This window comes from Yimella sp. NH-Cas1, from assembly GCF_022359705.1.
Taxonomy (GTDB): Bacteria; Actinomycetota; Actinomycetes; order Actinomycetales; family Dermatophilaceae; genus Yimella; species Yimella lutea.
Genome location: NZ_JAKSGG010000003.1, coordinates 2,767,120 through 2,792,618, shown reverse-complemented (window position 1 = coordinate 2,792,618; position 25,499 = coordinate 2,767,120). Strand labels below are relative to the sequence as shown.

At 67.3% G+C, this 25,499-nt stretch carries 26 protein-coding genes and 2 pseudogenes; 13 read left to right on the top strand and 15 right to left on the bottom strand.

The genetic code is table 11. The annotated features are described in order from the left end of the window. Nucleotides 1-327 precede the first annotated feature (327 nt). Nucleotides 328-702 carry a class F sortase gene (locus MF407_RS13800; protein WP_239702637.1) on the bottom strand — a complete coding sequence of 125 codons (375 nt, stop codon included), beginning with the start codon at nucleotides 700-702 and terminating at the stop codon, nucleotides 328-330. On the opposite strand from MF407_RS13800, the gene MF407_RS13795 reads away from it, so the two are divergent. Next, complete coding sequence (locus MF407_RS13795) at nucleotides 701-1,306, top strand: hypothetical protein (protein ID WP_239702636.1); 606 nt, start codon at nucleotides 701-703, stop codon at nucleotides 1,304-1,306. The genes MF407_RS13800 and MF407_RS13795 overlap by 2 nt on opposite strands. 484 nt (nucleotides 1,307-1,790) lie before the next feature. Continuing rightward, complete coding sequence (locus MF407_RS13790; RefSeq protein WP_239702635.1) at nucleotides 1,791-1,952, top strand: hypothetical protein; 162 nt, start codon at nucleotides 1,791-1,793, stop codon at nucleotides 1,950-1,952. 24 nt (nucleotides 1,953-1,976) lie between these two features. Here the strand turns inward: MF407_RS13790 and MF407_RS13785 are convergent, their stop codons facing one another. After that, nucleotides 1,977-2,423, bottom strand: coding sequence for an SRPBCC family protein (locus tag MF407_RS13785; RefSeq protein WP_239702634.1), 447 nt, complete (start codon nucleotides 2,421-2,423; stop codon nucleotides 1,977-1,979). Beyond that, nucleotides 2,420-3,352 (bottom strand): diacylglycerol kinase family protein, encoded by a 933-nt coding sequence (locus MF407_RS13780; protein ID WP_239702633.1) that lies wholly within the window; start codon nucleotides 3,350-3,352, stop codon nucleotides 2,420-2,422. The genes MF407_RS13785 and MF407_RS13780 overlap by 4 nt, the downstream gene beginning before the upstream one ends. A gap of 83 nt (nucleotides 3,353-3,435) precedes the next feature. Between MF407_RS13780 and serS the strand changes: the two genes are divergently transcribed. From serS to MF407_RS13745, 7 genes and pseudogenes are all read left to right on the top strand, one after another. Then, nucleotides 3,436-4,749, top strand: coding sequence for a serine--tRNA ligase (gene serS, locus MF407_RS13775; RefSeq protein WP_239702632.1), 1,314 nt, complete (start codon nucleotides 3,436-3,438; stop codon nucleotides 4,747-4,749). A gap of 113 nt (nucleotides 4,750-4,862) precedes the next feature. Further along, nucleotides 4,863-5,804 carry a hypothetical protein gene (locus tag MF407_RS13770; RefSeq protein WP_129624414.1) on the top strand — a complete coding sequence of 314 codons (942 nt, stop codon included), beginning with the start codon at nucleotides 4,863-4,865 and terminating at the stop codon, nucleotides 5,802-5,804. An 86-nt stretch (nucleotides 5,805-5,890) separates the two neighbouring features. After that, nucleotides 5,891-6,676 (top strand): HAD family hydrolase, encoded by a 786-nt coding sequence (locus MF407_RS13765; RefSeq protein WP_239702631.1) that lies wholly within the window; start codon nucleotides 5,891-5,893, stop codon nucleotides 6,674-6,676. 18 nt (nucleotides 6,677-6,694) lie between these two features. Beyond that, nucleotides 6,695-7,504 (top strand): RNA methyltransferase, encoded by an 810-nt coding sequence (locus MF407_RS13760; RefSeq protein ID WP_129624412.1) that lies wholly within the window; start codon nucleotides 6,695-6,697, stop codon nucleotides 7,502-7,504. A gap of 94 nt (nucleotides 7,505-7,598) precedes the next feature. Next, nucleotides 7,599-8,252, top strand: a complete 654-nt coding sequence (locus MF407_RS13755; RefSeq protein ID WP_129624411.1) for a VOC family protein — start codon at nucleotides 7,599-7,601, stop codon at nucleotides 8,250-8,252. Between the two features lie 86 nt (nucleotides 8,253-8,338). Then, a pseudogene (locus MF407_RS13750) lies at nucleotides 8,339-8,619 on the top strand (metal-sensitive transcriptional regulator). 15 nt (nucleotides 8,620-8,634) lie between these two features. Continuing rightward, on the top strand, nucleotides 8,635-8,847 hold the full coding sequence (locus tag MF407_RS13745; protein WP_129624409.1) for a heavy-metal-associated domain-containing protein: 213 nt from the start codon (nucleotides 8,635-8,637) through the stop codon (nucleotides 8,845-8,847). 211 nt (nucleotides 8,848-9,058) lie between these two features. On the opposite strand, the gene idi is transcribed toward MF407_RS13745, so the two are convergent. The 10 genes and pseudogenes from idi to MF407_RS13695 all read right to left on the bottom strand — a co-directional run bounded on the left by idi (nucleotide 9,059) and on the right by MF407_RS13695 (nucleotide 17,522). Next, the gene (gene idi, locus MF407_RS13740; protein ID WP_129624408.1) at nucleotides 9,059-9,601 is read right to left on the bottom strand and encodes an isopentenyl-diphosphate Delta-isomerase; all 543 of its coding nucleotides are present in this window, start codon (nucleotides 9,599-9,601) and stop codon (nucleotides 9,059-9,061) included. Beyond that, entirely contained in the window at nucleotides 9,598-10,476 is an 879-nt protein-coding gene (locus tag MF407_RS13735; RefSeq protein WP_239702630.1) for a phosphatase PAP2 family protein, read from the bottom strand. The genes idi and MF407_RS13735 overlap by 4 nt, the downstream gene beginning before the upstream one ends. After that, nucleotides 10,473-10,955: a hypothetical protein gene (locus MF407_RS13730; protein WP_239702629.1), complete on the bottom strand. Its 483-nt coding sequence runs from the start codon at nucleotides 10,953-10,955 to the stop codon at nucleotides 10,473-10,475. Before MF407_RS13730 ends, MF407_RS13735 begins: the two co-directional genes overlap by 4 nt. Continuing rightward, nucleotides 10,955-12,049, bottom strand: a complete 1,095-nt coding sequence (locus tag MF407_RS13725; protein ID WP_239702628.1) for a glycosyltransferase — start codon at nucleotides 12,047-12,049, stop codon at nucleotides 10,955-10,957. The genes MF407_RS13730 and MF407_RS13725 overlap by 1 nt, the downstream gene beginning before the upstream one ends. Further along, complete coding sequence (locus MF407_RS13720) at nucleotides 12,042-13,421, bottom strand: cytochrome P450 (RefSeq protein ID WP_239702627.1); 1,380 nt, start codon at nucleotides 13,419-13,421, stop codon at nucleotides 12,042-12,044. Before MF407_RS13720 ends, MF407_RS13725 begins: the two co-directional genes overlap by 8 nt. Next, nucleotides 13,418-13,750: a lycopene cyclase domain-containing protein gene (locus tag MF407_RS13715; RefSeq protein WP_129624403.1), complete on the bottom strand. Its 333-nt coding sequence runs from the start codon at nucleotides 13,748-13,750 to the stop codon at nucleotides 13,418-13,420. Before MF407_RS13715 ends, MF407_RS13720 begins: the two co-directional genes overlap by 4 nt. Beyond that, nucleotides 13,750-14,115, bottom strand: coding sequence for a lycopene cyclase domain-containing protein (locus MF407_RS13710; RefSeq protein WP_129624402.1), 366 nt, complete (start codon nucleotides 14,113-14,115; stop codon nucleotides 13,750-13,752). The genes MF407_RS13715 and MF407_RS13710 overlap by 1 nt, the downstream gene beginning before the upstream one ends. Further along, nucleotides 14,112-15,689, bottom strand: coding sequence for a phytoene desaturase family protein (gene crtI / locus MF407_RS13705; RefSeq protein WP_239702626.1), 1,578 nt, complete (start codon nucleotides 15,687-15,689; stop codon nucleotides 14,112-14,114). Before crtI ends, MF407_RS13710 begins: the two co-directional genes overlap by 4 nt. A gap of 265 nt (nucleotides 15,690-15,954) precedes the next feature. Continuing rightward, nucleotides 15,955-16,458 (bottom strand): annotated as a pseudogene (locus MF407_RS15960) (squalene/phytoene synthase family protein); the annotation flags it as partial. A gap of 89 nt (nucleotides 16,459-16,547) precedes the next feature. After that, complete coding sequence (locus MF407_RS13695; protein WP_239702625.1) at nucleotides 16,548-17,522, bottom strand: polyprenyl synthetase family protein; 975 nt, start codon at nucleotides 17,520-17,522, stop codon at nucleotides 16,548-16,550. 218 nt (nucleotides 17,523-17,740) lie between these two features. Between MF407_RS13695 and MF407_RS13690 the strand changes: the two genes are divergently transcribed. Genes MF407_RS13690 through MF407_RS13680 form a run of 3 tightly spaced genes read left to right on the top strand, consistent with a single transcriptional unit; the run spans nucleotide 17,741 to nucleotide 21,589 of the window. Next, nucleotides 17,741-18,634: a MerR family transcriptional regulator gene (locus MF407_RS13690; RefSeq protein ID WP_129624398.1), complete on the top strand. Its 894-nt coding sequence runs from the start codon at nucleotides 17,741-17,743 to the stop codon at nucleotides 18,632-18,634. 52 nt (nucleotides 18,635-18,686) lie between these two features. After that, a complete protein-coding gene (locus MF407_RS13685) occupies nucleotides 18,687-20,069 on the top strand; it encodes a tryptophan-rich sensory protein (protein WP_239702624.1) in 1,383 nt (460 codons plus the stop codon). Nucleotides 20,070-20,089: 20 nt separating this feature from the next. Then, nucleotides 20,090-21,589, top strand: coding sequence for a carboxyl transferase domain-containing protein (locus MF407_RS13680; protein ID WP_239702623.1), 1,500 nt, complete (start codon nucleotides 20,090-20,092; stop codon nucleotides 21,587-21,589). 159 nt (nucleotides 21,590-21,748) lie between these two features. On the opposite strand, the gene purB is transcribed toward MF407_RS13680, so the two are convergent. Continuing rightward, nucleotides 21,749-23,161 (bottom strand): adenylosuccinate lyase, encoded by a 1,413-nt coding sequence (gene purB, locus MF407_RS13675; protein WP_239702622.1) that lies wholly within the window; start codon nucleotides 23,159-23,161, stop codon nucleotides 21,749-21,751. A gap of 108 nt (nucleotides 23,162-23,269) precedes the next feature. Then, a complete protein-coding gene (locus tag MF407_RS13670; protein ID WP_239702621.1) occupies nucleotides 23,270-24,088 on the bottom strand; it encodes a VOC family protein in 819 nt (272 codons plus the stop codon). Between the two features lie 245 nt (nucleotides 24,089-24,333). Between MF407_RS13670 and MF407_RS13665 the strand changes: the two genes are divergently transcribed. After that, entirely contained in the window at nucleotides 24,334-25,416 is a 1,083-nt protein-coding gene (locus tag MF407_RS13665; protein ID WP_192912052.1) for an IS110 family transposase, read from the top strand. Nucleotides 25,417-25,499: the final 83 nt, after the last annotated feature.

Here is a 25,499-nt window from a genome sequence, read left to right as displayed (position 1 = left end):
GGCCACCAATGGCGCGCGTCCAGAGACTGACGCGCTGCATCGAGCGTGACCCACGTGCCCGCCACCACGGGTTCCACCTGCGCATCGACCACGATCACCGGCAAGTGAGCGTGCGGGACCGGGTGCGGATACGGACCTCGGCGGTGCTGCCGGCGGGGAGCCAGGGTGCGGACGGCGTTTCGCCGAGCAACTTCTCCGACTCGTGAATGGAGCAAAGCTAGGCGACGTCTGCAGCCGGTCGTGGTGTGGCGGTCGCCTGCTCCTACGAGGCGCCTGTTGAAGGCGCCTTCGGTCCCTGGGGCAGGACGAAGACGAAGCGACCCGAAGTCAGGCCGGACGAACCCAGACCACGTAGTTGTTCAGGTGGTGACCGTCGACGACCTTCGACGCACGGTCGCAGGTGATGAGCGCGACGACCGGGGTTTGCGAGGAGCCCCAGACGCGGGCGTCCCTGGTGAGTGCGGTCTTGTTGACCGACTGCCGCTCGGTGACCTTCCAGGCCAGGGTGCGTCCGTTGCTGCACTTCACCGAGACGGACGCGCCGATCGCGACGCGGTCGAGTTCGTAGAAGTCGTCCGGCCCGTCGTACGTCACGTGACCGGCGACGACGGAAACGCCCTTGTCGCCGGGCTGCGGCGATTTGTCGTACCACATGGTGGTGCGGGCGGGCGGGTAGATCTGGCCCTGGGAGTTCGTGCCCATGGCGACGATCGGCTCGGTGATCCCGACGCTCGGGACGTCGACCCTCGTCGGCACGCAGCCCTGTCCGGGGGTCGCAGCGATCGATGTCGGACGACTGTTGTCCTTCGGCTGGGGCACCACCGTCGACGTCGTCGAAGAGCCGGCCGGGCTGCTGGTCGCTGAGGTCGGAGTCGATACGGATGTCCCCGGGGCAGAACCGGATTCGGGGGACGAGGATGCACCGCTGGTGCCGCTGGAGGTCTGGTTCGTCGAGCCAGGATCGGCAGGGGCCGAACTGGTGCCCGAGACGCCGGTCGTCCCGGAGGTGGCCGACGTGGCGGCGCCGTCGCCCAAGTCGTCGGAGCACCCGGCGAGCAGTCCCGTCGCCAGGGCGGTTGCGGCCAAGGTGGCGGGAACGAGTGCGGAGCGCATCGGATCAGTCCTTGCTCGGGCCGGTCGGGACGCGTTCAGCCTAGGCGGTCGCGCGCTGCTCCGCTGCCGCCTGGTGACGCATCGCGTGGGCGATGCGTCCGGAGTCGATGCGCAGTTCCCGCAGGTTGCCGCTGATCGGGTTGGTGTAGCCGATGAACCACGTTCCCTCAGCACCGCAGCGCCCGGCGCCTGATGTCCGCGGGAGACGACGGGGCGTCCGTGCTCGTCCAGCACGCCGAGATCGCCGATGAGCGGTTCCAATCCCTGGGTGTATCCGGTGATCGAAGCAGGCTCGCTTACGTGCCGGGAACCATGAACCGCAGTTGGACGTCGCACTCCCGGTTCACACGCCCCGCGCGGCGGGGCCCGAGAGGGAGAAACCCCATGAAGAACACGGTTCGTACGCGGGCAGCGGCAGCGCTGGCAGTAGCCGGAATGGCGGCGGGGATCGGCGTCGTCGCCTCACCCGCAGCGCAGGCGGTCGACGACGACATCCAGACCTGCCGGGTCAAGACCAGTAGCGGCACAGTGATGGCGTCCTACAAGGTGACGCGATACAACGGCAAGCTGCGCGACAAGGTCGTCATCAAGCCGATCTACTACAAGACCAACAGCAACTACACCTTCCGCGGACTGTCCGCACTGATGATGCAGCACAGCTGGGCCGGCGGAAATCGGTGGGGGGCTACTACATCACGCGAGGTGTGTGGGACACGATCACGATGGAGTCCGCGCGCGGCACGAACGCCCGTGGGGCCGAGGTGCACATCCGACTCGACCACAAGAAGCTCGGGTCGTACGCCGACGTGGACAAGACCTGCAAGGTCTTCTTCTACTGACCGATGTTCAACAACGCCGGCACCTCACGGGGTGCCGGCGCTTCGTCGTTCCAGAGCGCGCATGCCTGCGCGCATCATCAGTCGATGGTTGAGGACGAGCACCGGTGCGCCGATGCTGGCTGCAACACCGTAGCCCCGCTTGGTGGCGACGGCCTCCTGGTCGTAGACCAGTCGGGCTCGTCCGGCTTCAGGGGAGACGACGAACTGCGTCCAACCGGTCAGGTCGCCGTCGAGCGAGGCCTTGAGCGTCCCACTGGTGGGATCTTCCACCATCGCAATCAGCTTGATTCGGAACGTGATCGGTAGTACTGAGCGAATGGCGACGTGGCCGCTGACGTCGTCGATGCGTTCGACCGAATGCACCTGCGGCCACCACAGCGGCCAGCTGTCGATGTCGCGCAATACCTCGAAGACCCGGCCGGGCGCGGCGTCCAGATCGAACTCGGAGTGGAACCGGAAGAGGCGGGTCACGAGGGTTGCGACGAACGAGGAACCCGCACCACGAGCGACTTCGGTTTGATCGAGATCCGGACGGCGAGCGCGTGCTCGTGCACCTCACCATCGATCTCGACGCGGGTCGGTTCCTCGCACTCGATCCGGATCGACTCCGCGGTGCGGTGCCGCACCTGGGACGTGGTCCGGGTCGAGGCCGACAGCACCTGCGTGATCAACGGCGCCCATGAGGCGCGCTCGGCAGACAGTTCGAGGACGTCCAGGACGCCGTCGTCGGGCTCGGCGTCCGGCATCAGGCGAACGCCACCGGTCAGGCGTCCGCAATTGCCGACCAGCACGGTTGTCAGTGGACGCTCATCCTCGAAGTCGTTGTCGTCCAATGCGATTCGCATCGGCGTGCGCCGGGCGTTGATGTGCCGCAGTCCCGCGATCGGGTAGGCGAGCCAGCTGGCTCGCGCTTTGAGGCGTTCGGACGTCGACGCCATGATCTCGGCGTCCAGCCCGCACCCGGTCATCACCGTGCAGATCGCGGACTCGTCCGCGACCCCGTCCCCGGTGGTGTCGATCTCCACGAACAGCGTGTCGATAGCCCGGTCGCGGCCGGCGAGCGCTGCCCGCAGCGCGACCTTGCGATTGCGGATCGGCAAGCCCAGGTTGCGGGCGAGCAGGTTTCCGGTGCCGGCAGGAAGGACCGCGAGCGGGATGCCACTTCCGAGGAGCGTGGTCGAGACGTTCCGGACCGTCCCGTCGCCGCCGAGGGCAACGACCAGATCGACCTGGTCGGAGATCGCCTGTTGGGTCTGACCGAACCCCGGATCCTCGATCGTGGTCTCGTGCCAGACGGGCGCCGCCCAGCCATGACGACGCATCACCTGCTCCACCTCGCGGTGCAGCAGGCGCATGTCCTTGATCTTGATCGGGTTGACGACCACCGCAGCGCGCTTCATGGCGGGCCCAAGCCTGCCAGCCGATGCGGCCTCGCGGTAAACCGGGAGGTAATGGGTCTGGCTCAGCGACTAGCCTGGCTCGCGTGATCGACATCAAGTTGCTGCGCGAGAACCCCGACGCCGTCAAAGCCAGCCAGCGTGCCCGTGGCGAGGACGAGTCCGTCGTCGACAAGATTCTGGACGCCGACAAGGCGCGCCGATCCTCACTCGGTGAGTTCGAGCAGCTGCGCGCGCAGCAGAAGTCGGTCAGCAAGGAGGTCGGCGCGGTGATGGGCCGCCTCAACAAGGCGAAGAAGGCCGGCGAGGACGTCAGCGAACTCGAGGCCGAGGCCGACCGCGTCCGTGGCGAAGCCGCCACCCTCGCCGCACGGGTCAAGGAACTGGACGCCGCCGCCGACATCGAGGGCGATGCGTTCACCGCCCTGATGCGTCAGGTCGGCAATGTCGTCATCGACGGTGTGCCCGCCGGTGGGGAGGAGAACTTCGTCACCATCGAGGAGCGCGGCACCAAGCCGACCTTCGACTTCGAGCCGCTCGACCACCTCGCCCTCGGCGAGACGCTGGGCGCCATCGACATGGAGCGCGGCGCGAAGGTGTCGGGCTCGCGGTTCTATTACCTCAGGGGTCAGGGCGCGGTGCTCGCCCAGGCGCTGATGGCGTACTGCCAGCAGATCGCCCGCGAAGAGGGACTCACCCCGCTGATGGTGCCCAACCTCGTGCTGCGCCGGACGATGGCGGGCGCCGGGTTCATCGACAGCCACGCCGACGAGGTCTACCTGCTCGAAGCCGACGACCTGTTCCTCACCGGCACCTCCGAGGTGGCGCTCGCCGGCTACCACGCCGACGAGATCCTCGATCTGAACAATGGTCCGCTGCGTTACTCGGCGACGTCCACCTGTTACCGCCGCGAGGCCGGTTCGTACGGCAAGGACACCCGCGGCATCTTCCGCGTGCACCAGTTCACCAAGACGGAGATGTTCATCTACTGCAAGCCCGAGGACGCCGAGGCCGAGCACGACCGCCTGCTGCGCATCGAGAAGCGGGTGCTGGACGGACTCGAGGTGCCCTACCGGATCATCGACGTCGCCGCCGGCGACCTGGGCGGGCCCGCCGCACGCAAGTTCGACTGCGAGGCATGGGTGCCCACGCAGGACACCTACCGCGAGCTCACCTCGACCTCGAACTGCACCACCTACCAGGCCCGCCGCCTCGGTGTCCGATACCGCGGCGCCGACGGCAAGCCGGAGGTCGCGGCGACGCTGAACGGCACGATGCTCACCGACACGCGTCCGATCGTCGCCCTGCTGGAGAACCACCAGCAGGCGGACGGTTCGGTGCGGGTGCCGGCCGCGCTGCAGCCGTTCGTCGGCACGGACGTCCTCAAGCCGATCGCCTAGGTCGAGCGCTTCTACCGCTACTTGTTCCAGCGCCGCGCGACGGTCCTGCACTAACCTCGCTCTGGGGAACCGTCGGTGCCCATCATCGGCGCTTGGATCAAGAGGAGTTGGACGTGTCCGACAATCAGGGAGCAGGCGGCTGGGATCAGCCGACTCACGCCATGCCGAAGTTGCCGCCGCAGGGCGGGCAGTCCGACCCTCAGCAGGGCGGTTACGGACAACAACCGCAGCAGGGCGGCCCCGGCTACGGCCAGGGTCAGCAGGGTGGCGGTCAGTACGCAAACCCGCAGCAGGGTGGCCCGGGGTACGGCCAGGGTCAGCAGGGTGGACCCGGCTACGGCGGCCCTGCGCAGGGTGGTCAGTACGGCGGCCCGCAGGGTGGTCAGTACGGCGGCCCGCAGGGTGGTCCCGGCTACGGACAGCCGCAGCACCCGCAGCAGGGCGGCCCGTACGGTAACCAGCCGCAGGGTCAGTGGAACCAGCCGCAGGGCGGGTACGGCCAGCCCGGCTATTCCGGTGCTTCCGCCACCACGACCCGTCCGAGCGGTCTGGGCAAGACGTTGGGTTGGGCGTTGCTCGCTCTCGGTCTGCTGCTCGCGCTGGTCACCTTCGGCACGTGGGCCAGCGCCAACGTGAAGATGAACACTTCCGGCTACAACCTCGACATGAGCTACTCGATCAACGGCTTCGGCAGCGAGTCCTACGAGGGCCTCCCGCCCGGCGCCGACAAGCCGGACGAGTCCGATCAGGAAGGTCGTGACCCGTTCGGTCTGCCGATCCTGTTGATGGGCATCGGTATTGCGGCGATGGGTGTGCTGCGCGGGCTCGGTAAGGGAGGTCGCATCGGCGGCATCGTCGCCGCTGCGCTCGGCGCCATCGCGACGATCTTGGCGTTGCTCGACTGGAGTGAGGTCAAGGAGGACATGGACAAACTCAAGGACACCGCAACCAGCGGTGCGCAGGTCGACATCAGCACCGGTTGGGGCCTGTGGATGGCTCTGCTGCTCGGACTGGCCACCATCGCGGTGGGACTGGTCTCGGCGTTGAAGAAGTAGCCGACGAACGTTTGCGGAAGGGCGGGGTGCCGGTCGGCGCCCCGCCCTTCGCCATGCACGCAGGGTCGTGCTCGTACAGTGACGACGTGACGAAACTCCTGGTCGGTCTCGACATCGACGGCACCACGATCCACTACGACGGTCACGCGTCCGACCGCGTCCGTAAGGCGGTGTCCGAGACGATCGCCGCCGGGCACGAGGTGGTCATCGCGACCGGTCGCTCGGTCACCGGCACGATGCCGATCGTCGAACTGCTCGGTCTGGAGGCGGGTTACCTCGTCTGCTCCAACGGTGCAGTGACGGCGCAGATCGACCCACAGGAACCGCACGGTTACCGGCTGATCGACAGCATCACCTTCGATCCGCGTCCGGTGCTCGACCGGTTGAAAGGTGCATGGCCGGACGGACTCGTCGCCATCGAGGTCATCGGCGAGGGTTACCTGGTCAGTGACCACTTCCCGGACGGCGAACTCGTCGGCGAGGTGCGCGTCGTGCCCTGGGAGGAACTCGCACAGCCGACCACCCGAATCACCTTCCGCTCACCGAGCGGCACCGCCGAGCAGTTCGTCGAGCTCGCCGAGGGCCTCGGACTGCACGGCGTGAACTACGGCGTCGGCTACACCGCCTGGCTCGACATCAACCCCGAGGGTGTCAGCAAGGCGTTCGCGTTGGAGAAGATCCGCAAGCACCTGGAGATCGACCTTGCCGACACCGTCGCGGTGGGCGACCATCGCAACGACCTGGAGATGCTCACCTGGGCCGGGCGTGGTGTGGCGATGGGTCAGGCGCCGGACGACGTGAAGGCTGTCGCGAACGAGGTGACCGGTACCGTCGAGGAAGACGGTCTCGCGCAGGTGCTGGAGTCGCTGTGAGCGATTCCGAGGCGAGTCATGGCTGAGTTGACCATCACGTCCGCGGCGAACCCACGCCTGAAGCAGCTGATCTCACTACGGCGCAGGCGAACTCGTGAAGAACTCGGCCTGACCCTGCTCGAGGGGTACGACGAACTCGTGCTCGCGCTCGAAGCCGGCGTCCGGTTACGCACGTTGTACTTCTGCCCGGAGCTGATGCTCGACGCCGACGTGCAGCAGCAGGTGGTGGACGAGGAACGCGACAACGGGGTCGAGGTGGTGCGGCTGGCGCGGCAGGCGTTCGAGAAAGTCGCGTATCGCGAAGGCGCGGACGGCTTCCTCGCTGTGGCTCCGTCCGTCCGACACGGGCTGGACCAGTTGGACCTGCCGGCCGACCCATTGGTGCTCGTTGCCGAGGGAGTGGAGAAGCCGGGCAACCTGGGTGCGATGTTGCGCACTGCGGACGCCGCCGGTGTCGACGCGGTCATCGCTGCCGACCCGGTGACCGACTGGGGCAACCCCAACGTGGTGCGCGGCTCGAAGGGCACGGTGTTCTCGGTGCCGGTCGCCTCCGCTTCCACGGATGAAGCTCTGAACTATCTGCATCGCAACGGTATTCACCTGCTCGCCGCAACGCCCGACACCGAGCTTCTGCATACCGACGCCGACCTCACCGGACCGGTCGCCATCGCGGTCGGCACCGAGAAGTACGGCCTGAGCGACGAAGTGCTGGAGCGGGCGGACGCGCGGATCAGGATCCCGATGGTGGGTCGCGCCAACTCGCTCAACGTCTCGACGTCCGCCGCGATCGTGCTGTACGAGGCGGTGCGTCAACGTGCCCGACGCTGAGCGCCCTCACCTGCGAGTGGTCCGACCAGGGGAGGCCCCCGTGAAGGTGACCCCGATTACGTTCCGGACTGATCGCAGTGGCACGATCTATGGCATGCGAGTCGACCATGTGGTTTATGCCGCTGAGGCCGAGGGCTTGATCCCCACGGCGAAGCGTCTGGGGGAGGCGCTGGGTGTCGAACCCGGCGACAGCGGGGTTCACCCCCGCTTCGGAACGCGCAACGTGATCATCCCGTTGGCGAACCGGCGTTTCATCGAGGTCGTCGAGGTGCTCGACCACCCGGCGTCCGACAAGGCACCGTTCGGCCAGGCCGTCCGCGCCCGTTCCGAGCAGGGTGGCGGCTGGCTGGGCTGGGTCGTCGAGGTTGCCGACATGGGGGCCGCCGAGAAGCTCGTCGGTCGCACCGCTGCGCCCGGCAACCGGCACCGTCCGGACGGCACCGAGGTCACCTGGACACAGTTGGGTGTCAAGGGTCTGATGTCCGATGCTCAGGTGCCGTTCTTCATCGCGTGGGACGGCAACGCGCCGCACCCGTCCGAGATCGGCGACACCGCTGCCGACCTGAGGGCAATGACCATCGCCGGTTCGCCCGACCGCGTGCGTGAGTGGCTCGGTCTGCTCGGTGAGCCGGGCGTCGACCGCGACGAGTGGGAGCCCGACATCGACTTCGAGTTCGTCGCGCCGCACGGCACGCCCTGCGTCCTGTCGGTCACGTTCGACACACCCGGCGGACGCGTCGAGATCTGATCAACCACGAACCCCGTCTCCCGATGAGGCGGGGTTCGTCGTTCTCGGCCCACCGTCGAAATACCCCGGAGGGGTATAGTGACTGCATGGTTGGTTACACCGGGACCAAGGACGACTACCTCGGCGGCTGCGCCGGATCGAAGGTCAGGTGCGCGGCATCCAGCGCATGGTCGAGGACGACACCTATTGCATCGATGTCCTCACTCAGGTCAGCGCGATCACCAAGGCGCTGCAGGCAGTCAGCCTCGGGTTGCTGGAGGACCACATCGGACACTGCGTCGTCGACGCTGCCCGTGAATCGGACGAGGCCGCCCAGGCCAAGGTACGGGAGGCGTCCGACGCCATCGCACGCCTCGTGAAGAGCTGACGAAGGAGAATTCCAATGGAAACCAAGAAGATCACCGTCTCGGGCATGACCTGCGGCCACTGCGTGGGTGCGGTCACGGAAGAACTCACGTCGATCGACGGTGTGCAGGACGTGCAGATCGACCTCGTCGCCGGCGGTGATTCGCCCGTCACGATCACCAGTGACGCCCCGATCGCGGACGCCGACATCGCGGCTGCTGTCGACGAGGCGGGCTACCAGCTCGCCTGACTCTCGCGCCATGGGTCGATGATCGGTACCCGCCGAGCGCTGCACGTCAGGTGCCGGAAGGAGCGGGAGTCACATCCAGGGACACCCCAACGACGGTCTCGGCTCGAGTTGGTGGCCGCCGGGTGAGTTGGTGGTCCTTGACGGACTTCGACCTGCGCCCATGGCCACCAACTCCGCCGTAGGCCACCACATCACGACCCCGACCTGGGCCTCAATCAGCGAGTTCTTCCGGAAGTTCGGCCACCTGCAACGCGCACCACGGACTCACGTCGCGTTCGCCGGAGAGCACCTGTGAACGGAAGGCGGCCCAGTCGTGCCACTCGATGGCGGCGACCTCAGCCGGGTCGGGGCTCAGGTCGTCCGGCTCGGTGCAAACGGCGACGTAGACCGGACAGACTTCGTTCTCGACGATTCCGTTGTCCATCACCGCGCGATACCGGAAATCCGGTAGAGCCGGGCGGAGATCGGTGAGTTCGATGCCGAGTTCTTGGCGGGTGCGGCGCCGGACGGCGTCCTCGACCGACTCGCCAGGAGCAGGGTGGCCGCAGCAACTGTTCGTCCACGCACCGGGCCAGGTCTCCTTGCGCAGCGCCCGTTTGGTCACCAGCACGCGTCCGGACTCATCGATGACGTAGCAGGAGAACGCAAGGTGCAGGGGTGTCGATTCGTTGTGCACCTCGCTCTTGGGGCAGGTGCCGACGGCGTTGCCGTGCTCGTCCAGCAGGACGACTTCTTCAATGGTCTGTGCAGTCATCTGCTGCCTCCTGAACTCGGGATACGGAGTACTGGTGCGTTCGGTGCCGGGCTCGGCGAAGGTGCCGAGGTGCTGGACGGACGCAGCTTCCGGCTCACCGCGATCGCGACGACGGCGACCAGCCAACCGACAAGCACATCGATGACGTAATGCTCTGCGGTGAGCACGAGCGTCACTGCCATTCCCACGACGTAGGTACCGAGCAGGACGCGTCCGCGTCGTCCGACGTGGGGCGCGAGGAACAGCGCCACCAGCAGCGCGGCTCCGGCGTGAAGCGACGGCATCGCCGCTACCGGGTTGCTGCCGTCCTGCAGACGTTCGAGCAGCTGCCCGATCGGTCGCAGATGCAGGTAGTCCCAGCCGCTGGCCGAGGTGCGAACGACCGGCCCGATCTCACCGCGGTCCGACGCCCACCACGGCGGCGCGGCCGGGTAGAGCACGTACCCGGCCATGCCGAGGGTGCTGAAGACCAGGACGGCGCCGATCCAGCGCGTGAACCGGGCGCGGATGCGGAACCACGCCACCGCCGTCACCAACGGGATACCCATGAAGTGGGTCACATAGATGACCGACGCGACGGCGTCGTACCAGTGCGGTTCCCCCGTCGCGAAGTGCTCCTGCATCCAGACGGTCGGCACCGCTGCGAAAAAGCTGCGGTCGACGTCCGCGGGGCCGGAAACCTGCAGTCCGATGCCGATGCGGTTGGTGGCGTGGGTCGGGTCGTCGAGCAGCGGCGCGGTGATCCAGTGGGTGAGCGCGTACCCGATCAGGATGAGGGACAGCGGCGACAGCGCGATCAGCAACTGGGCAATGGGCCCGTGCCGCGTTGGTTCGACCTCTCGCTCGGACGTCGGGGTCACGGTCGAATTCGTCATCGCGCCCGCCGCAGGAGTGGCTCAGTGCGGAAGCGGTTGTATCGCTGAATCGCTATGAACGGCAGGTTGATCGCGATTCCGTACCCGATGAGCACGGCAGCGATCGCGGGCGGGTTCCACAGCACGAACACCGGGCCGGCGAGCATCGCCCACCAGTGGCCGAGTTCGGCGCGGCGGGTCTCGCGGACGAACAGTTCCAGACCGGATTTGTCGAGGGCGGGCAGCTCGCGTTTGCTGACCCCGCCTGCGAACAGTGCGCCGGCCTCCGGCAGAGCGTCCTTCCACCGGTTGATCCGCAGCCGGCGGCGGTACCAGCGTCCGCCCTGCTCGAAGGCGAGCGGGCGCAACAGCCGGTGATCTCGGGCGAGCCACTGCGGGGTGAGTCGGTGGGCTGCGTATCCCGTCGCCGTATGGATGACACCCCAGGCGGCGATGTCGGCCAACACGGTCCAGCCCTGCGGCATGACGTAGTCGAGCATCACGCCCCCAACCGCACGGTCCGCCCGCGCCAGCGCACCGAGCCACGCAGGGTGTTCACGGTGGAGATTGCGAACAACAGGTCGAAGGTCAGGAGGGGCAGCGGGAACAGTGCCCAGGTCCACCAGCGGAAGGACCCGACACGGCGCAGAATGACCCGGAGTTGGAGCGCGAACACCACCCACGCGAGCAGCCATATGCCTGCGTCAAGAGCCTCGTCAGCCGTCCACATGGCGAGCAGTGTGTTCACGGCGACGAGGTGGTGGGCGCAGATCCACAGCCCGGTGGCAAGGCCGGCCCGCGGATCAGTGGCGGCTGCACCGGACGCCATGTTCTTGGTCCATCCGGCGACCAGCTGTCGAATCCCGGCGGGATAGCTGCGCATTCGGATCTGCGAACCACCGGCAACGCAGTACACCGACAGCCCGGCCTTTTCGTAGGCGGCTGCCAGTTCGACGTCGTCCAGGATCTCCCCACGCACCGCTGCGTGCCCGCCCGCGCGCTCGTAGTCGTCTCGGGAGGTGAGCAGACAGGGGCCGAAGGCCATCGGACGTCGTCCGACTCCGGACGCGAACACACCGCTGGCCATCACCGCGACGGCGTTGAAGTATGCCGACAGTTGCTCATAAGTGCGCTGCACACGGTGGTACGGCTGCACGGAGATCAGGCCGCCGAACCTTCGATGCAGGTCGACGATGCCGCCGAGGGCGCCGGACGCGAGCACCGTGTCGGCGTCCAGGAACAGCAGTAGTTCCGCGTCGGTGGAGTTGGCTCCGACGTGACAGGCCCACGCCTTGCCGGTCCACCCCGGCGCAGGGGTGCCGGGCGAGATCACCTCGACGCCGGCCTCGCGGGCGAGGGCGACCGTCGCATCCGTCGATGCGTCGTCGATGACGAGCACGCGCACCGGGACGGTCGACCGGTCCAAGGATTCGAGTAAGGCCGGCAAGGAGTTCTGCTCGTTCCGAGCCGGAATGATCGCGCACACGTCACCGGCGGCGCTTCCGCTCGCAGCGACGACGCGGAACCGGAGCAACAGCACGTAGCCGGCGAGTACGGCGGCGACGAGCACCACCGCGTACAGCACCTCAAGCATGGTGATCCGCAGGAGTCAGTCGCAGGGGCATCCCGCCGCGCGGATGCACAGCAACGAGCGTCTCCGGCTCCGGCCGCGTCCAGCCCGGAGGCGTGTCGAGCCGATAGGACGACAACAGTTCGCCGATCACCACGAGCATCTCGCCGAGCGCGAAGTCACGTCCGATGCACAGCCGCGGGCCCTGTCCGAACGGGATGTAACCCGATGTCGGAACGCCCTGTATAAATCGCTCCGGCCGGAATTGCGTTGGCTCGGGCCAGGATTCGCCTCGTCGGTGCAACAGCCACGGGCTGATGATCGCCAATGTGCCTGCCGGGAGGTCGACGTCACCGACCCGCTCGGCAGCGAGTGAACGCCGGGAGATCGCCCAGGCAGGCGGGTACAAGCGCAGAGCCTCGTCGATGGCGGCACGGGTGATCGGCAGTTGCTCGCGGGGGGTCAACATGGAAACCGGCGAACCGAGCGCGCCGAGTTCGGCGCGCATCCGATCCTGAATCTCGGTGTGCTCGGCCAGCAACATGAGCGTCCAGCTGAGCGCGGCGGCGACGGTCTCGTGACCCGCGATCACCATCGTGATCAGTTCGTCCCTGATCTCGACGTCGGTGAGCTCGCTGTCGATGAGCAGACCGAGCAGATCGTCGCCGTGAAAGTCAGGCGTCGAGGGCGCGGCGGTCCGGCGTCGAGCGGCGATGATGTCGGTAGCCACCGCGTCGAGTTCCCTTCGCACCGAACGCAATCGGAGGTTCGTGCGGGTCGGCGCCCACTGTGCGGTCGGCAGCACCGATCGACCGAGGCGGACGATGAACTCGGCCGCGCCGCTGGATGCGTCGAGGAGGCGTTCGGTGCTGGCGGTGAGGTCGCTGGAGAAGAGGGCACGGCCGACTGCGTCCAGGCCGATGCGATGCATCAGCGGACTGACGTCGACGACGGATCCCGAGTGGGCAGGAGGGGTTTGATCGGCGAGGACGGTGCGGGCGGCGTCGCGCACCTGCTCGCCGACTGCCTCCAGACGCCGGCGGTGGAAAGCCGGCGCGGCCAGGCGTCGGTGCTCGATCCAGTTCGGTTCGGCGCAGGCAAGCAGGCCGGGCCCGGTCACCCGGGCCAGCGCGGCGTACTGCACGGTCTGCTTGCCCCAGTTGCGAGCCGAGGTCTGCAGCACCTGGCGAACGTGAGCAGGGTCGTTCAGCAACACGGCCGGTGCACCGGGCACGGGGAAGGCGACGGTGTCGCCGAAACGTTCGGTCACCTCGGTCAGGAAGGTGAGCGGGTCACGACGGACGGACCGGAAGGCGCGCGCCATGTCGGCAGAACTTGGCCCTGGCACACCGATATCGGCCGGTTGCAGCGCTTGCAGCCGGGCAGCGAGGTTCATGCCGATGCCTTCTCCCGGCGTCCCGACCAGACCCACACCGCGCAACTGGTGAGCACCAACGCGAATCCGAAGGCGAGGTCCTCGACAGGTGCGAAAAGAAGGCGTCCACGTCCGAACGCCACGACCTCGGAGTCGCCGATGATGACGTCAGGGTTGTACTGCACGATGCGGCGGCCGGTCAGCCAACCGTTGGTCAGGATCTGGAAGAACACGATGATCGCGTACGACAACCACCACGTGCGGGACGTGGTCAACCGGGTGCGCAGACCCCAGCGGTCGACAGCGATGCTCGCCACGACACCGAGGACGGCCAGGACGGTGTACGCCATCAGCGTTCCCGTCCGTCGACCGGGTCGCGTCGGACCGTTGCGCGAATACCGCCGTGGCGCAGGACTGTTCGGACCCCTTCGAAGGTGATGACGCTGACGATGGGGATTACGACGAAGAAGAGGATCTCCTCCGGTGGCAGACCGCCGATACGCCAGGGCAGGGTCTGATCGGCGTCGAACCACCAGTGTCCGGCGTGGGTCACCAGCACGTCCCAGATCAGGAACGGAGTTCCGGCGAGGACCACGGTGAGCAGCAGCCGGCGCCACCTGCGGCCCAGCTCCAGCCCGAACGCGGGAATCAACGGCAGCGTCGCGCCCACGCAGAAGACCAGCATCGCCAGGTAGGCGAAGCGTTCGAGACTCATCGACCATCCACCAGGGTCGGGGAACTGGACCGATCGCCGGTGAGGCGCTTGAGCACGAGTTCGGCGCTGATCAGGCACATCGGTAGTCCGACGCCCGGCACCGTGCTGGCACCCGCGTAGTAGAGCCCGTCTACTTTCGACGACACGTTCGACGGGCGCAGGAAGGCGCTCTGGCGCAGCGTGTGCTCCAGACCGAGCGCGCCGCCGCGCCAGGCGTTGTAGTCGTCGGCGAAGTCGGCGGGACCGATGGTGTGCCGCACCACGATTCGTTCCCGCAGATCGGGTACGTCCGCCCACTGCGTAATTTGGTCGATGGCCGCATCGACGGCTCGCTCGACCTGCTCGTCGCCGGTGCCGTCCGGGCCGCCGTGGCCGATCTCGGTGTCAGCAGGGACAGGAATCAGCACGAACACGTTCTCGTGCCCCTCGGGGGCCACGCTCAGGTCGGTCGCCGACGGCTTGCAGACATAAATGGACGCGGGTTCGGGGACGCGCGCAGCTTTGCCGAAGATGTCGCCGAAATTCTGTTTCCAGTCCGCGGTGAAGAACAAGGAGTGATGTGGCAGCTGCGGCATCTCACCTTCCACACCGAGGAGGGCGAGCACCGCACCGGGCCCGGGTGAGCGCTTGGTCCACGCCTTCTCCGGGTGGGTCTGCTGCTTCTCGGGGAGCAGGGTGGTCTCCAGGTGGTGCAGATCGGTCGCACCGACGACGACGTCGGCCTCGATCACGGACGCTGCGCCATCCGCGCTGAGGTGCTCGACGCCGGTCACGGTGGGCTTGGTGGACCCGTCGGTCAGAATCCGGGTGACAGCCGATCCTGTGTGCAACCGGGCTCCGTGCTTCTCGGCAAGCGCCGCGATCACGCGGATGAGTTCGGTGAAACCACCCTGTGGGTAGAGCACCGATCCGGCGATGTCGAGCCGGCTCATCAGGTGGTACATGCTCGGCGTGCGATCCGGTGAAGAACCGAGGAAGACCGCCGGGTATCCCAGGATCTGACGAATTCGGTTGTCGCTGAAGCGGTCCGCGACGAACCCTTCGAGCGACTGGGTCAGCAACCGGGACAGTTTCGGACTGCGCCGGATGACGTCGGTGCCGAAGAACGACGCCGTCGAATCGAAGTTGGAGTAGAGGAAGCGGCGCATCGCCATGTCGTACGTGTCCTGCGCCGACGACAGGTAAGCGTCCAGGCTCTTGCCCGCGCCCGGCTCCAGCGACTCGAAGACGGCCCGGTTGACATCGCGGTCCGGACGGACGTCGACGGACTCGGGGTGATCCTGGAAGAACACTCGATAGCTCGGGTCGAGCCGGACCAGGTCGAGTTCGTTCTCGACGGTGGTGCCGAGAAGCTCGAAGAAGTGCTCGAACACTTCGGGCATCAGGTACCAGGACGCGCCGGTGTCGAACCGGAAACCGTCCCGCTCCAGGCTGCCGACGCGGCCGCCCAGTACGTCGTTCTTCTCCAACAGATCGACGTCGTGGCCCTGGGCCGCGAGCAGACCCGCAGTGGCCAGACCGGCGATCCCACCACCGATGACCACGACCCGTCGCGAACCGGTACCCGCCGTCATCGCAGGTCCTGACGAACGGCATTGCCGGCGATGCGCAGCTTGACGTGTCCGGGCACACGAACCCGTTCGCGTCGGATCTGCTCGGCCGGCGTGGCGCGTAGACGGACGCCGAGTTCGGCGAACGTGTCGTGTGCGGCCTGGACGGCTCGTCGGCTGGACGGGGGAGGTGGTCGATGGCGTTCTGGGCGGCCGCGAGGTCGGCGTCGATGTCGTTCAGGATGCGGTCGCGATCGGCGTCGGTGAAGTTGTCGGGGTCGACCCCGGGGAAGTAGCCACGGTCGAGGGTATCCGTGTCCTGGGCGAGGTCGCGCAGGAAGTTGATGTTCTGGAACGCGGCGCCGAGCCGTCGCGCTCCCGGCGCCAGTTCGTCGTACCGCGCGGACCGGTCCGTCTCGGTCGCCAGGAAGACCCGTAGGCACATCAACCCGACGACCTCCGCCGACCCGTAGACATAACGGTCGATGCTTTCGGGGGTGTGCGGTGCGGGGTCGAGGTCACGCGCCATCGATGCGAAGAAGGGGTCGATGAGGTCATCGCCGATGTCGCAGGCCCGAGCGGTCAGCGCGAAGGCGTGCACAATGAGGTTTGCGCTGTAGCCGGTGACCAGGGACTGGCGGACGTCGGCGAGGAGCGCGTCCAGCATGGCCGAGCGCTCGGTGCTGCCCAGGTCCGCATCCGGGTTGTCGACGATCTCGTCGGCGATCCGGACCAGTGCGTACACGTTGCGGACGTGGCCGCGCACCGGCTCACGCAGTAGCCGGGATGCCATCCCGAACGAGCTGGAATACCGGCGGATCACCAGGTCGGCACCGGCCCGGGCCACCGAGTCGTAGAGCTCGTTCGTGCCGTGAACACTCCTCATGCCGCTTCGCTGTCGTCGAGCAGCAGGGTGAGGCTGTCGGTGATGATCGACGGCAGTTCCGTGGGCAGGCCGAGCGCCGTGATGTGCGCCTGCGCGAGGCGCAGGTGCTCGTGCATCAGCCCGGTCGCGAACTCTCGGGAGCCGTTTCGGGTCAGCAATCGGCGCACTTCTGCCAGCTCGGCGTCGCCGAGGTCGCGTCCGAGATGACTGTCGATCTCGTCCCACTCGTCGGTGGAACGTGCGTGGCTCAGCAGCGGGGTCTGCTTGCGGGTGCGCAGATCGCAGGTCGTGCTCTTACGGGTCAGATCCGGATTGCCGAACACACCCAGCAGGTCGTCCGCGAGTTGGAAGGCGACGCCGAGGTGGCGTCCGACGACATCGCACTCCTGCACGATGTCGGGTCCGGCACCTGCGAGCAGTGCGCCCGCCTGCAACGGAAGGGAGAAGGAGTAGGCGCTCGTCTTGTGTTCTGCCATCGCCAGGCTGGCGTCGGTGGATGCCGGTTCCAGTCCGAGCGAGAGGCGGACGTCGGCCAGTTCGCCCGCGGTCGTGATCTGCAGCGCAGTGTCGAACAGGTCGAGCAGACGGTTCGTGACGGCGGGGGAGACGCCGCAGGTGGCGATCGCGCGCAACGCCGTGGCCATGGCCAGGTCTCCGGCGAGAATCCCCGCGGTGAGGGCGAGTTCGGCGGCTGCGTCCTCGTCCGCGCCGTGCTCTCGAGCCCAGGTGCGGAAGGTGCCACTGACGTTCGGACGCCCGCGACGGATGTCATCCCCGTCGATGACGTCGTCCTGGATGACGAAGGCGGTGTGCAGTAATTCGATCGCCGCACCGACCTGTGCGACAGCCTCGTGCTCGGTGCCGTCGAACGTGTCGTGAGCGGCACGGACGAGGGCCGGCCGGAATCGCTTTCCTCCGATGCTCGCGTCCTCGAGTGCATTCCACAGACGCGTGTGGTCCGGACTGCTCAAAGCGGCCCTGCTGCGCCCATCCCCGAGCATCGCCGAAAGGGTCCGGTCGGCGGCCGCGGTGTCCCGCCAATGACAAGCAGCCGGCCGAGTACCGGTCTGAGTGGCCATCGAGTCTCCTTGGTCGTGGATTTATCAGACTGACCGCCGTGTGATCAAGATGTCAAAGCTTTGTACAAGGTTTCGCACTGCTGTCGCACGCAAGAGGTTAGGTTGAGCCGGTGGCCAATCAAGCTAGCATCCGCATCGGGCGCCTCGCCGAACTCGTCGGCGTCTCGCGCGATGTACTGCGCGTATGGGAGCGCCGGTACGGGCTGTTCGAGCCCGAGCGCACGCCCGGAGGATACCGCCTGTACTCCGAGGCCGACCTCGACCTCGCACGCCGGGTGCTCGCCTTGCGGGAGAAGGGCGTGCCGATTTCAACCGCCGTTTCCGCACTCACCCAGGGCCGACCGATTCGCTCGGCGAGCGCGGAGCAGGGGTTGCGATTGCGCCGCGAACTCGAGTCTGCTGCAGGTGAATTCGACGAGTTCACGTTCGTTTCGGTGCTCGACCGCGCTATCGACGAGTTCGGTGTCGCCGATACCATTCACGACATTCTGATGCCGCACCTGCAGCAGGTGGGCACGGAATGGGAAGCGGGTCGGATCAGCGTCGCGCAGGAACACTTCGTCAGCCATATCGTTCGTCGAAGGGTCGGCTCGCTGGCCAGGCTGGTGGACGACGCGGACGCTCCCATCGCGGTGCTGGCCTGCCCGCCCAAGGAGTTGCATGACATCCCGCTGCTCGCGCTCGGCGTCCTGATGTCCGATGCCGGATGGCGGGTGCGTTACCTCGGCAGCAACACCCCGCTGAAGGACCTCTACGGAGCATGCGAACGACTCGACCCCGACCTCATCATCATGTCGGGCACCCGGCGCACCGTCTTCGAGGCCCGTGCAGGAGCCCTGCGTCGGCTCTCGCAACGCTGGCCGATGGCCATCGGAGGGCGAGGCGCGACGCCCTCGGTCGCCGCCGTGATCGGTGCCGACCGCTTGCCCGAACACCTCCGAGACTCAGCCGAATTCCTGCTGACGTCCCGGGATCAATATCGTCGGCCCGCCGCCGGTCAGTAGACACTCCCGGCGTCTGCCGGTCCGTTCACCACGATTGCCTCGGAGGAAGCTTATGAGCTCGTCCCGTCTTGCCCTGGTCACCGGAGCAACCGGCCACGTCGGCGGCCGTTTGGTGCCGGCACTCCTCGACGCGGGTTTCCGCGTGCGGGTGCTCAGTCGTCACCCCGATTCACTTGCGTCGGCATGGGCCGAGCGCGTGGAGGCAGTCGAGGGTGACGCTTGCGAACCTGCTGACCTGGCGAAGTCTCTCGCCGACGTCGATGTCGCGTACTACCTGCTGCACTCGATGGACGGCCAGGGTGACTTCGAGGAACGCGACCGAGAAATGGCGTCCAGCTTCGCCTCTGCTGCAAAGAAGTCCGGCGTCGACCGGATGGTCTACCTGAGCGGACTACACCCCTCTGGCGAATTGTCGCCGCACCTCGCATCGCGGGTGGAGGTCGGCAAGATCCTGCTCGACTCCGGTGTGCCGACCGCCGTGCTGCAGGCCGGCACCGTGATCGGCGAGGGATCGGCGTCCTTCGACATGCTGCGTCACCTGTCCGAGCGACTGCCGCTGGTCATCGCTCCCCGCTGGCTGAAGAGCAAGATCCAGCCGATCTGCGACGACGACGTCATCCATTACCTCGTCGGCGCGGCTGACTTGCCGCAGGAGGTGAACCGCGCCTTCGACATCGCCGGCCCGGACGTGCTCACCTACGCCGACATGATGCGCCGGTATGCGTCCGCAATCGGGTTGCCAAAGAGGCGGATTGCGACCGTTCCGGTGCTCACACCGAACCTCGCCGGTCATTGGGTCGGGCTCGTCACCCCCGTGTCGGCAGGGGTCGCCAAGCCGTTGGCCGGGAGCCTGGTGCATGACGCAGTTGCATCGGAGAACGACATCGACGAGTACGTGTCACCGCCCGAGGGTGGACTCGCCGGGTTCGAGGAGTCGGTGCACCGCGCGACCAAGGACGTCGACACCCGCGCGTGGTCGCGTTCGGTCAAGACCTCCGCGGCGATCGTGGGGGTAACAGCCCTCGTGGGTTCGTTGCTGACCGACCCGAACAGCCGCTGGTACAAGAGCCTCGACCTGCCGCCGTGGCAGCCGCCGACCTGGGCCTTCCCGGTCGCGTGGACGACGCTCTACACCACGACCGCGCTCGCGTCCGCCGCGACGATGGCTGAATCGCCTGTGGCGCAGACGAATTCGTACAAGAAGGCGCTCGCGGTCAACATGGTGCTGAACGCGGGGTGGAGCGGTGTGTTCTTCCGAGCACACAAGCCCGCGGCCGCGACGGTCGTGGCCGCTGCATTGGCCGTGAGCAGTGCCGACCTGGCCCGACGTGCGGACGTGTCCAACCGCGGCTTGCGTACGGTCGCGCTCGGTGCCTACGCGGCATGGTGCACCTTCGCCACCGCGCTCAGCGGGGACATCGCCCGCCGCAACTGACGCCGCGATACCGTCGGCGCGTGACTGACGACGTCCCGGTGCAAGGACTGAATGAGGTTCTCGCCCGCCGCTACCTGACCGGTGATGAAGCTCGTGCCGACAAGGTGGCCAAACGTCACGCCCAGGGACGGCGCACCGCCCGCGAGAACATCGCCGACCTCGTCGATGACGGGTCGTTCATCGAGTACGGGCGCTTCGTCACGCCTGCCCAGGAGCAGCGGCGTCCCCTCGCCGACCTCGTGGTCGAGGCGCCGGCCGACGGCATCATCGGCGGCACTGCGACCGTCGACGGTGCGCCGTGTGCGGTGCTGTCCTACGACTACCTGGTCATGGCCGGCACGCAGGGAATGCGCGGGCACCACAAGACCGACCGCCTGGTCGAGACCGCCCTTCGCATGAACGTCCCGACGGTGTTCTTCACCGAAGGCGGCGGGGGACGTCCGGGAGACACCGACCTGCCCGGGGTCTGCTTCCTCGACCTCGACCTGTTCGCGATCTGGGGCGCCGCACGCATCCCGAAGATCGCGATCGTCTCGGGACGATGCTTCGCCGGAAATGCAGTGCTCGCCGGATGTGCCGACCTGCGGATCGCCACTGCGGACGCGAACCTCGGCATGGCCGGACCGGCCATGATCGCCGGTGGTGGTTTGGGTCAGTTCGCGCCCGAGGAGATCGGTCCGGTCAACGTCCAGAGCGCGAACGGGGTGCTCGATGTCGTGGCGGAGGACGAAGAGGGAGCCGTCGAGGTCGCCCGGCGCATCCTGGGCTATCTCGGGGCCCGCGCCCACGAACCGGACGCGCCGTCCGAGGAGCAGAATCTCGCCCGGGAGATCCTGCCGCACAACGAACGGGAGTCCTTCGACGTCCATCGGGTTATCGAGACCCTCGCCGACACGGACTCGATCACCTGGCTGCGCTCTGGGTGGGCGCCTGAGCTCGTCACGTGCATCGCGCGTGTCGAGGGGATGCCGGTCGGTTTCATCGCGAACCAGTCGACGCACCTCGCCGGGGCGCTGACCACCGCGGCGTCCGCGAAGGGAGCGGACTTCCTCGACCTGTGCGAGCGTTGGCAACTTCCCGTGGTGTCGCTCGTCGACACTCCCGGCTTCATGGTGGGCCCGGACGCCGAGCAGGATGGACTGGTCCGTGAAGCGTCCAGGTTGGTGACCGCCGGCGCGCGGCTCACCACGCCGCTGGTGGGTGTGGTGCTGCGACGCGGGTACGGACTCGGAGCGCAGGCGATGCTCGGCGGGAGCACGCACCGCCCGCTGCTGACCGTCGCGTGGCCGGACGCCCACCTGGGTCCGATGGGTCTGGAAGGTGCCGTCCGCCTCGGCATGGCCAAGGAGCTCGCCGCTCTGCCGGCCGAGGAGCGTGAACAGACCGTCAAGGAAGAGACGGCTCTCATGCAGCAGCACGCCAAGGCGCTCAACGCCGCCCGGGTCTTCGAGATCGACGACGTGATCGACCCGGCCGAAACCAGGTCGTTGATCGCCCGCACCTTCGTTCGCGCACGCTGACTGCTGCGGCCGTGGTCGACCGCTGCGTCCAGGCTCAACCAGCGGTGGTGGATGAGCTCGTAATCTCGGCTGGTTGAGCCGTACGGATGAGGAACGAATCCGTACGCGCCGAAACCGCTCGCGTTCCTCGTTGTTCTCGCCCAGGGCGACTCCGCCTTCTCAGCGGTCTAGGTAGGCGACGAGCTGCGGGGCCAGGCCGACGTAGGTGGCGGGGGTGAGGGCGAGCAGGCGGGCCTGCACCTCCTCGGGCAGGCCGAGTCCGCGGACGAACTCCTGCAGGTCGTCGGAGTTGATCCGACGTCCGCGGGTGAGTTCCTTGAGCCGCTCGTACGGCTGCTCCATCCCGGGAACTCCTTGTGCGCCGAGGGCCCTCATCGCCGACTGGATCGGCTCACCGAGCACCTCCCAGTTCGCGTCGAGGTCGGCCGCCATGGCCTCCGGGACGGCGTCGAGGCCGGCCAGGCCACGTCCGGCGTTGTCGATAGCGAGCAGCGAATGGCCGAACGCGGTGCCGATGTTGCGCTGCATCGAGGAGTCGGTGAGGTCACGCTGCAGGCGCGACTGCACGAGGGTGGACGCGAGAACGTCCAGCAGTGCGCTGCTGACCTCGAGGTTCGCCTCGGCGTTCTCGAAGCGGATCGGGTTGACCTTGTGCGGCATCGTCGACGATCCGACCGTGCCCTGGCCGCGCACCTGGGCGAAGTAGCCCATCGAGATGTAGGTCCACACATCCGTGCACAGGTTGTGCAGGATGCGGTTGAACCGGGCGATGTCGCTGTAGAGCTCGGCCTGCCAGTCGTGGCTCTCGATCTGCGTGGTCAGCGGATTCCACTGCAGCCCAAGGCTTTCGACGAACGTCCGGCTGATCTCCACCCAGTCGGTGCCCGGGACGGCGGCGGTGTGGGCGCCGTAGGTGCCGGTCGCACCGTTGATCTTTCCGAGGAATTCCGCTCGCTCGATGCGCTTGAGCTGGCGGCGCAGTCGGTGCGCAAGGACCGCGAGTTCCTTGCCCATCGTGGTCGGGGTCGCCGGCTGCCCGTGCGTGTGTGCCAGCAGCGGAACGTCCTTGAGGTCGTTCGCCATGGTGGAGACGGCGTCCACCAATGCAGTCGCACGGGGCAGCCAGACCTGCTGGGTCGCGCCCTGCACCATCAGCGCGTACGAGAGGTTGTTGATGTCCTCGCTCGTGCACGCGAAGTGGATGAGTTCGGCCAGACCCTTGGCGTCGTCCTCGCCGACGATCGCGGTCAGTCGCCGCTTGAGGTAGTACTCCACCGCCTTGACGTCGTGGACGGTCTCGCGCTCGATCTCGGCGAGTTCAGTGACGTCGTCCTGGTCGAAGTTCTCGACGACGTCACGAAGTTGCTGCTGCTCGGACTCGGTGAGCGTACGGACGCCGGGCACCGCGCCCTGGGCGGTGAGATGGATCAGCCACTCGACCTCGACGTTGACCCGTTGCCGGTTGAGCGCCGCCTCGGACAGGTGGTCGACGAGCGGGGAGACCGCAGCGCGGTAACGACCGTCGAGTGCTCCGAGGGCGATGGGCGGCTGGGTGTCGGCGAGGGAACGCATGGCCCACATTCTTCCAGCGCTCCCGTACGCCGAGTGGCCGGGATATGAACCAGCGGCCGGGCGATAACCCGGCCACCAGTTCGTGACCCGGCCACTCGGCGAAAGGGGTCAGGCCTCTTCTACCTCGACGATGCCGAACACCTCGCCGTGCTTGGCCTGGATGATCGCCTCCGGACCCATCGGGGAGTCGAAGGTCATCAGGATGAATCCGTCGAGTTCCTGCGCCAATTGCGCCGAGGAGTCGCGGTCGGCGACGCCGAAGTGGGGCAGCCAACTGGCGGACGCATCGTCCGGCAACTGGTCGGCCAGGTGGATGCTGCAGATGCGGGTGCCGTCGGGCAGCGCCGCCACAACGCCGTATTCGTCGGCGTCGACGTAGGTGTAGCCGAAGACCTCGGCGTAGAACGCGCGGGCAGCGTCGAGGTCCTTGGTCAGCAGGGTGCTCCAGGCGACCGTGCCGGCCTCGCCGCTGATCCCGAAGCCGGGGTGCTCACCGCCCTGCCAGAGACCGAAGACGGCGCCGGTCGGGTCGCTGCAGAACGCCATGCTTCCCGATGCACCGACTTCCTGCGGTGGGAGGATGATTTGCCCACCCGCTTGGGCCACCCGCTGGACGAAGGTGTCGACGTCGTCCACCGCGAGGTAGGTGTTCCACACGGTCGGCGCGTTCTCGTCCTGGGTGAGCGTGATCCCCGCAGCCGGGTGGTCGTCCTTCAGACAGATCGCGTAGTCGTCGTCGCTGTCGACGACGCGCCACCCGAACAGGCGCCCGTAGAAATCCTTCGCGTGATGCAGTCCACGGTGTGCTTCCTGGTACGAGCAATCGACCCAACAGGGGACGCCGTTGGGCCAGGTGCCGGTGTGAATCGCCTGTAAGTCTTCGTCTCGGCTGGCCTGGGGCTGGCTGGCAGGGTTGGCGTCGGTCACCCGGTGCGCGTTGTGACTCCTGAATCGCCTGACCCCCTTGGGGGTGTCATGCCTGGGATCTGTCCAGCGTGCGCTGGGTGCCGGCGCCGACCCTGGCCCACAACGATGGCTTGATCAGAAGCATGTCCACCAACGGGATTGCCGTCCCGGTGGTGTGACTCATTACAGGCCCGCCTCGTCGTGACTTCTCACCCGGGCTGACGCCGGCAACGACGTCCAACCCGAACAAGTGAGGAGAACATCGCATGCCCAGTCTGCCGGTCACGGTGGCTGAGACCTACCGCTACGTCGTAGGGGTCGACACCCACGCCGCAACCCACAGCTACGCCGTCGTCGATGACCGCGGGGCACTGCTCGACCAAGCCACCTTCCCGACCTCCCCGGCCGGGCTGCGTCGCGCGAGGGACTGGATCGGTCGCCGCACCCAAGGTGATCTCGACTCGGTGCTGATCGCCGCCGAAGGAACTGGCTCCTACGGGGCTGTTCTCAGCGACGTCCTGTCTGATGCGGGCTACCGCGTGGTCGAAGCACCAACCCCTCGGCGCGAACGTGGCCGCGGGAAGACCGACGCTCTTGACGCTGTCCTCGCTGCCCGTGCCAGCTTGGTCATGCCGCTGGCCTCGCTACGTGATCGCCGCGCCGGTCAAGCGCACACCGCGCTGCGGGTCCTCACCGTCGCCCGTGAGCACCTCAACGTCGAGCGGACCAGGTGCATCAACGCACTGACCTCGATGCTGCGCAGTCACGACCTCGGCGTCGATGCCCGAAAGTCTCTGACTTCCCAGCAGGTCACCACCATCGCTGGATGGCGACGTCGCGAGGAAGGGATCGGGACGGCGACCGCCCGCGCTGAGGCAGTCCGACTGGCCAAGCGCGTGCTCGTGCTCGATGAGGAGCTGTTCGAGAACCGTCAGCGACTGACCGAGATCGTCACCGCCGAGGCGCCCGAGCTCCTCGAATTGCGCGGCGTAGGCGCCGTCACCGCAGCCATCATCCTGACCGTCTGGTCCCACCCTGGACGCATCCGTAGCGAAGCGGCCTTCGCCGCGATCGCCGGCACTGCACCAATCCCCGCCTCGTCCGGCAACACCGTGCGTCACCGCCTCAACCGCGGCGGCGACCGCCGGCTCAACCGGGCACTGAACACCATCGTGCTGACCCGCATGCGAACTGACCCAGACACCCGGGCCTACGTCCAACGGCGCCTGGCCGAGGGCAAGACCAGCAAGGAAATCCGACGCTGCCTCAAGCGCTACGTCGGACGGCAGATCTTCCGCACCCTCGCCGCGACCCACCCAGGACCAGAAGTGCTCGCGCCAGCTGCTTGACACGACATAGAAGCATCATGGTGCTCCTTCGTCCGATATCTCGTTCGACCCTATGTCGCGGGCGGGTCGAAGGTGTCGAATCG

Coding starts and splice junctions, on each gene's coding strand:
- MF407_RS13795 (WP_239702636.1), top strand. CDS start 701: ATGGCGACGATCGGCTCGGTGATCCCGACGCTCGGGACGTCGACCCTC.
- MF407_RS13800 (WP_239702637.1), bottom strand. CDS start 702: ATGGGCACGAACTCCCAGGGCCAGATCTACCCGCCCGCCCGCACCACC.
- MF407_RS13780 (WP_239702633.1), bottom strand. CDS start 3,352: ATGAAGCGCGCTGCGGTGGTCGTCAACCCGATCAAGATCAAGGACATG.
- MF407_RS13760 (WP_129624412.1), top strand. CDS start 6,695: ATGGCTGAGTTGACCATCACGTCCGCGGCGAACCCACGCCTGAAGCAG.
- MF407_RS13755 (WP_129624411.1), top strand. CDS start 7,599: ATGCGAGTCGACCATGTGGTTTATGCCGCTGAGGCCGAGGGCTTGATC.
- MF407_RS13745 (WP_129624409.1), top strand. CDS start 8,635: ATGGAAACCAAGAAGATCACCGTCTCGGGCATGACCTGCGGCCACTGC.
- idi (WP_129624408.1), bottom strand. CDS start 9,601: ATGACTGCACAGACCATTGAAGAAGTCGTCCTGCTGGACGAGCACGGC.
- MF407_RS13735 (WP_239702630.1), bottom strand. CDS start 10,476: ATGACGAATTCGACCGTGACCCCGACGTCCGAGCGAGAGGTCGAACCA.
- MF407_RS13730 (WP_239702629.1), bottom strand. CDS start 10,955: ATGCTCGACTACGTCATGCCGCAGGGCTGGACCGTGTTGGCCGACATC.
- MF407_RS13725 (WP_239702628.1), bottom strand. CDS start 12,049: ATGCTTGAGGTGCTGTACGCGGTGGTGCTCGTCGCCGCCGTACTCGCC.
- MF407_RS13720 (WP_239702627.1), bottom strand. CDS start 13,421: ATGAACCTCGCTGCCCGGCTGCAAGCGCTGCAACCGGCCGATATCGGT.
- MF407_RS13715 (WP_129624403.1), bottom strand. CDS start 13,750: ATGGCGTACACCGTCCTGGCCGTCCTCGGTGTCGTGGCGAGCATCGCT.
- MF407_RS13710 (WP_129624402.1), bottom strand. CDS start 14,115: ATGAGTCTCGAACGCTTCGCCTACCTGGCGATGCTGGTCTTCTGCGTG.
- crtI (WP_239702626.1), bottom strand. CDS start 15,689: ATGACGGCGGGTACCGGTTCGCGACGGGTCGTGGTCATCGGTGGTGGG.
- MF407_RS13685 (WP_239702624.1), top strand. CDS start 18,687: ATGAGCTCGTCCCGTCTTGCCCTGGTCACCGGAGCAACCGGCCACGTC.
- purB (WP_239702622.1), bottom strand. CDS start 23,161: ATGCGTTCCCTCGCCGACACCCAGCCGCCCATCGCCCTCGGAGCACTC.
- MF407_RS13665 (WP_192912052.1), top strand. CDS start 24,334: ATGCCCAGTCTGCCGGTCACGGTGGCTGAGACCTACCGCTACGTCGTA.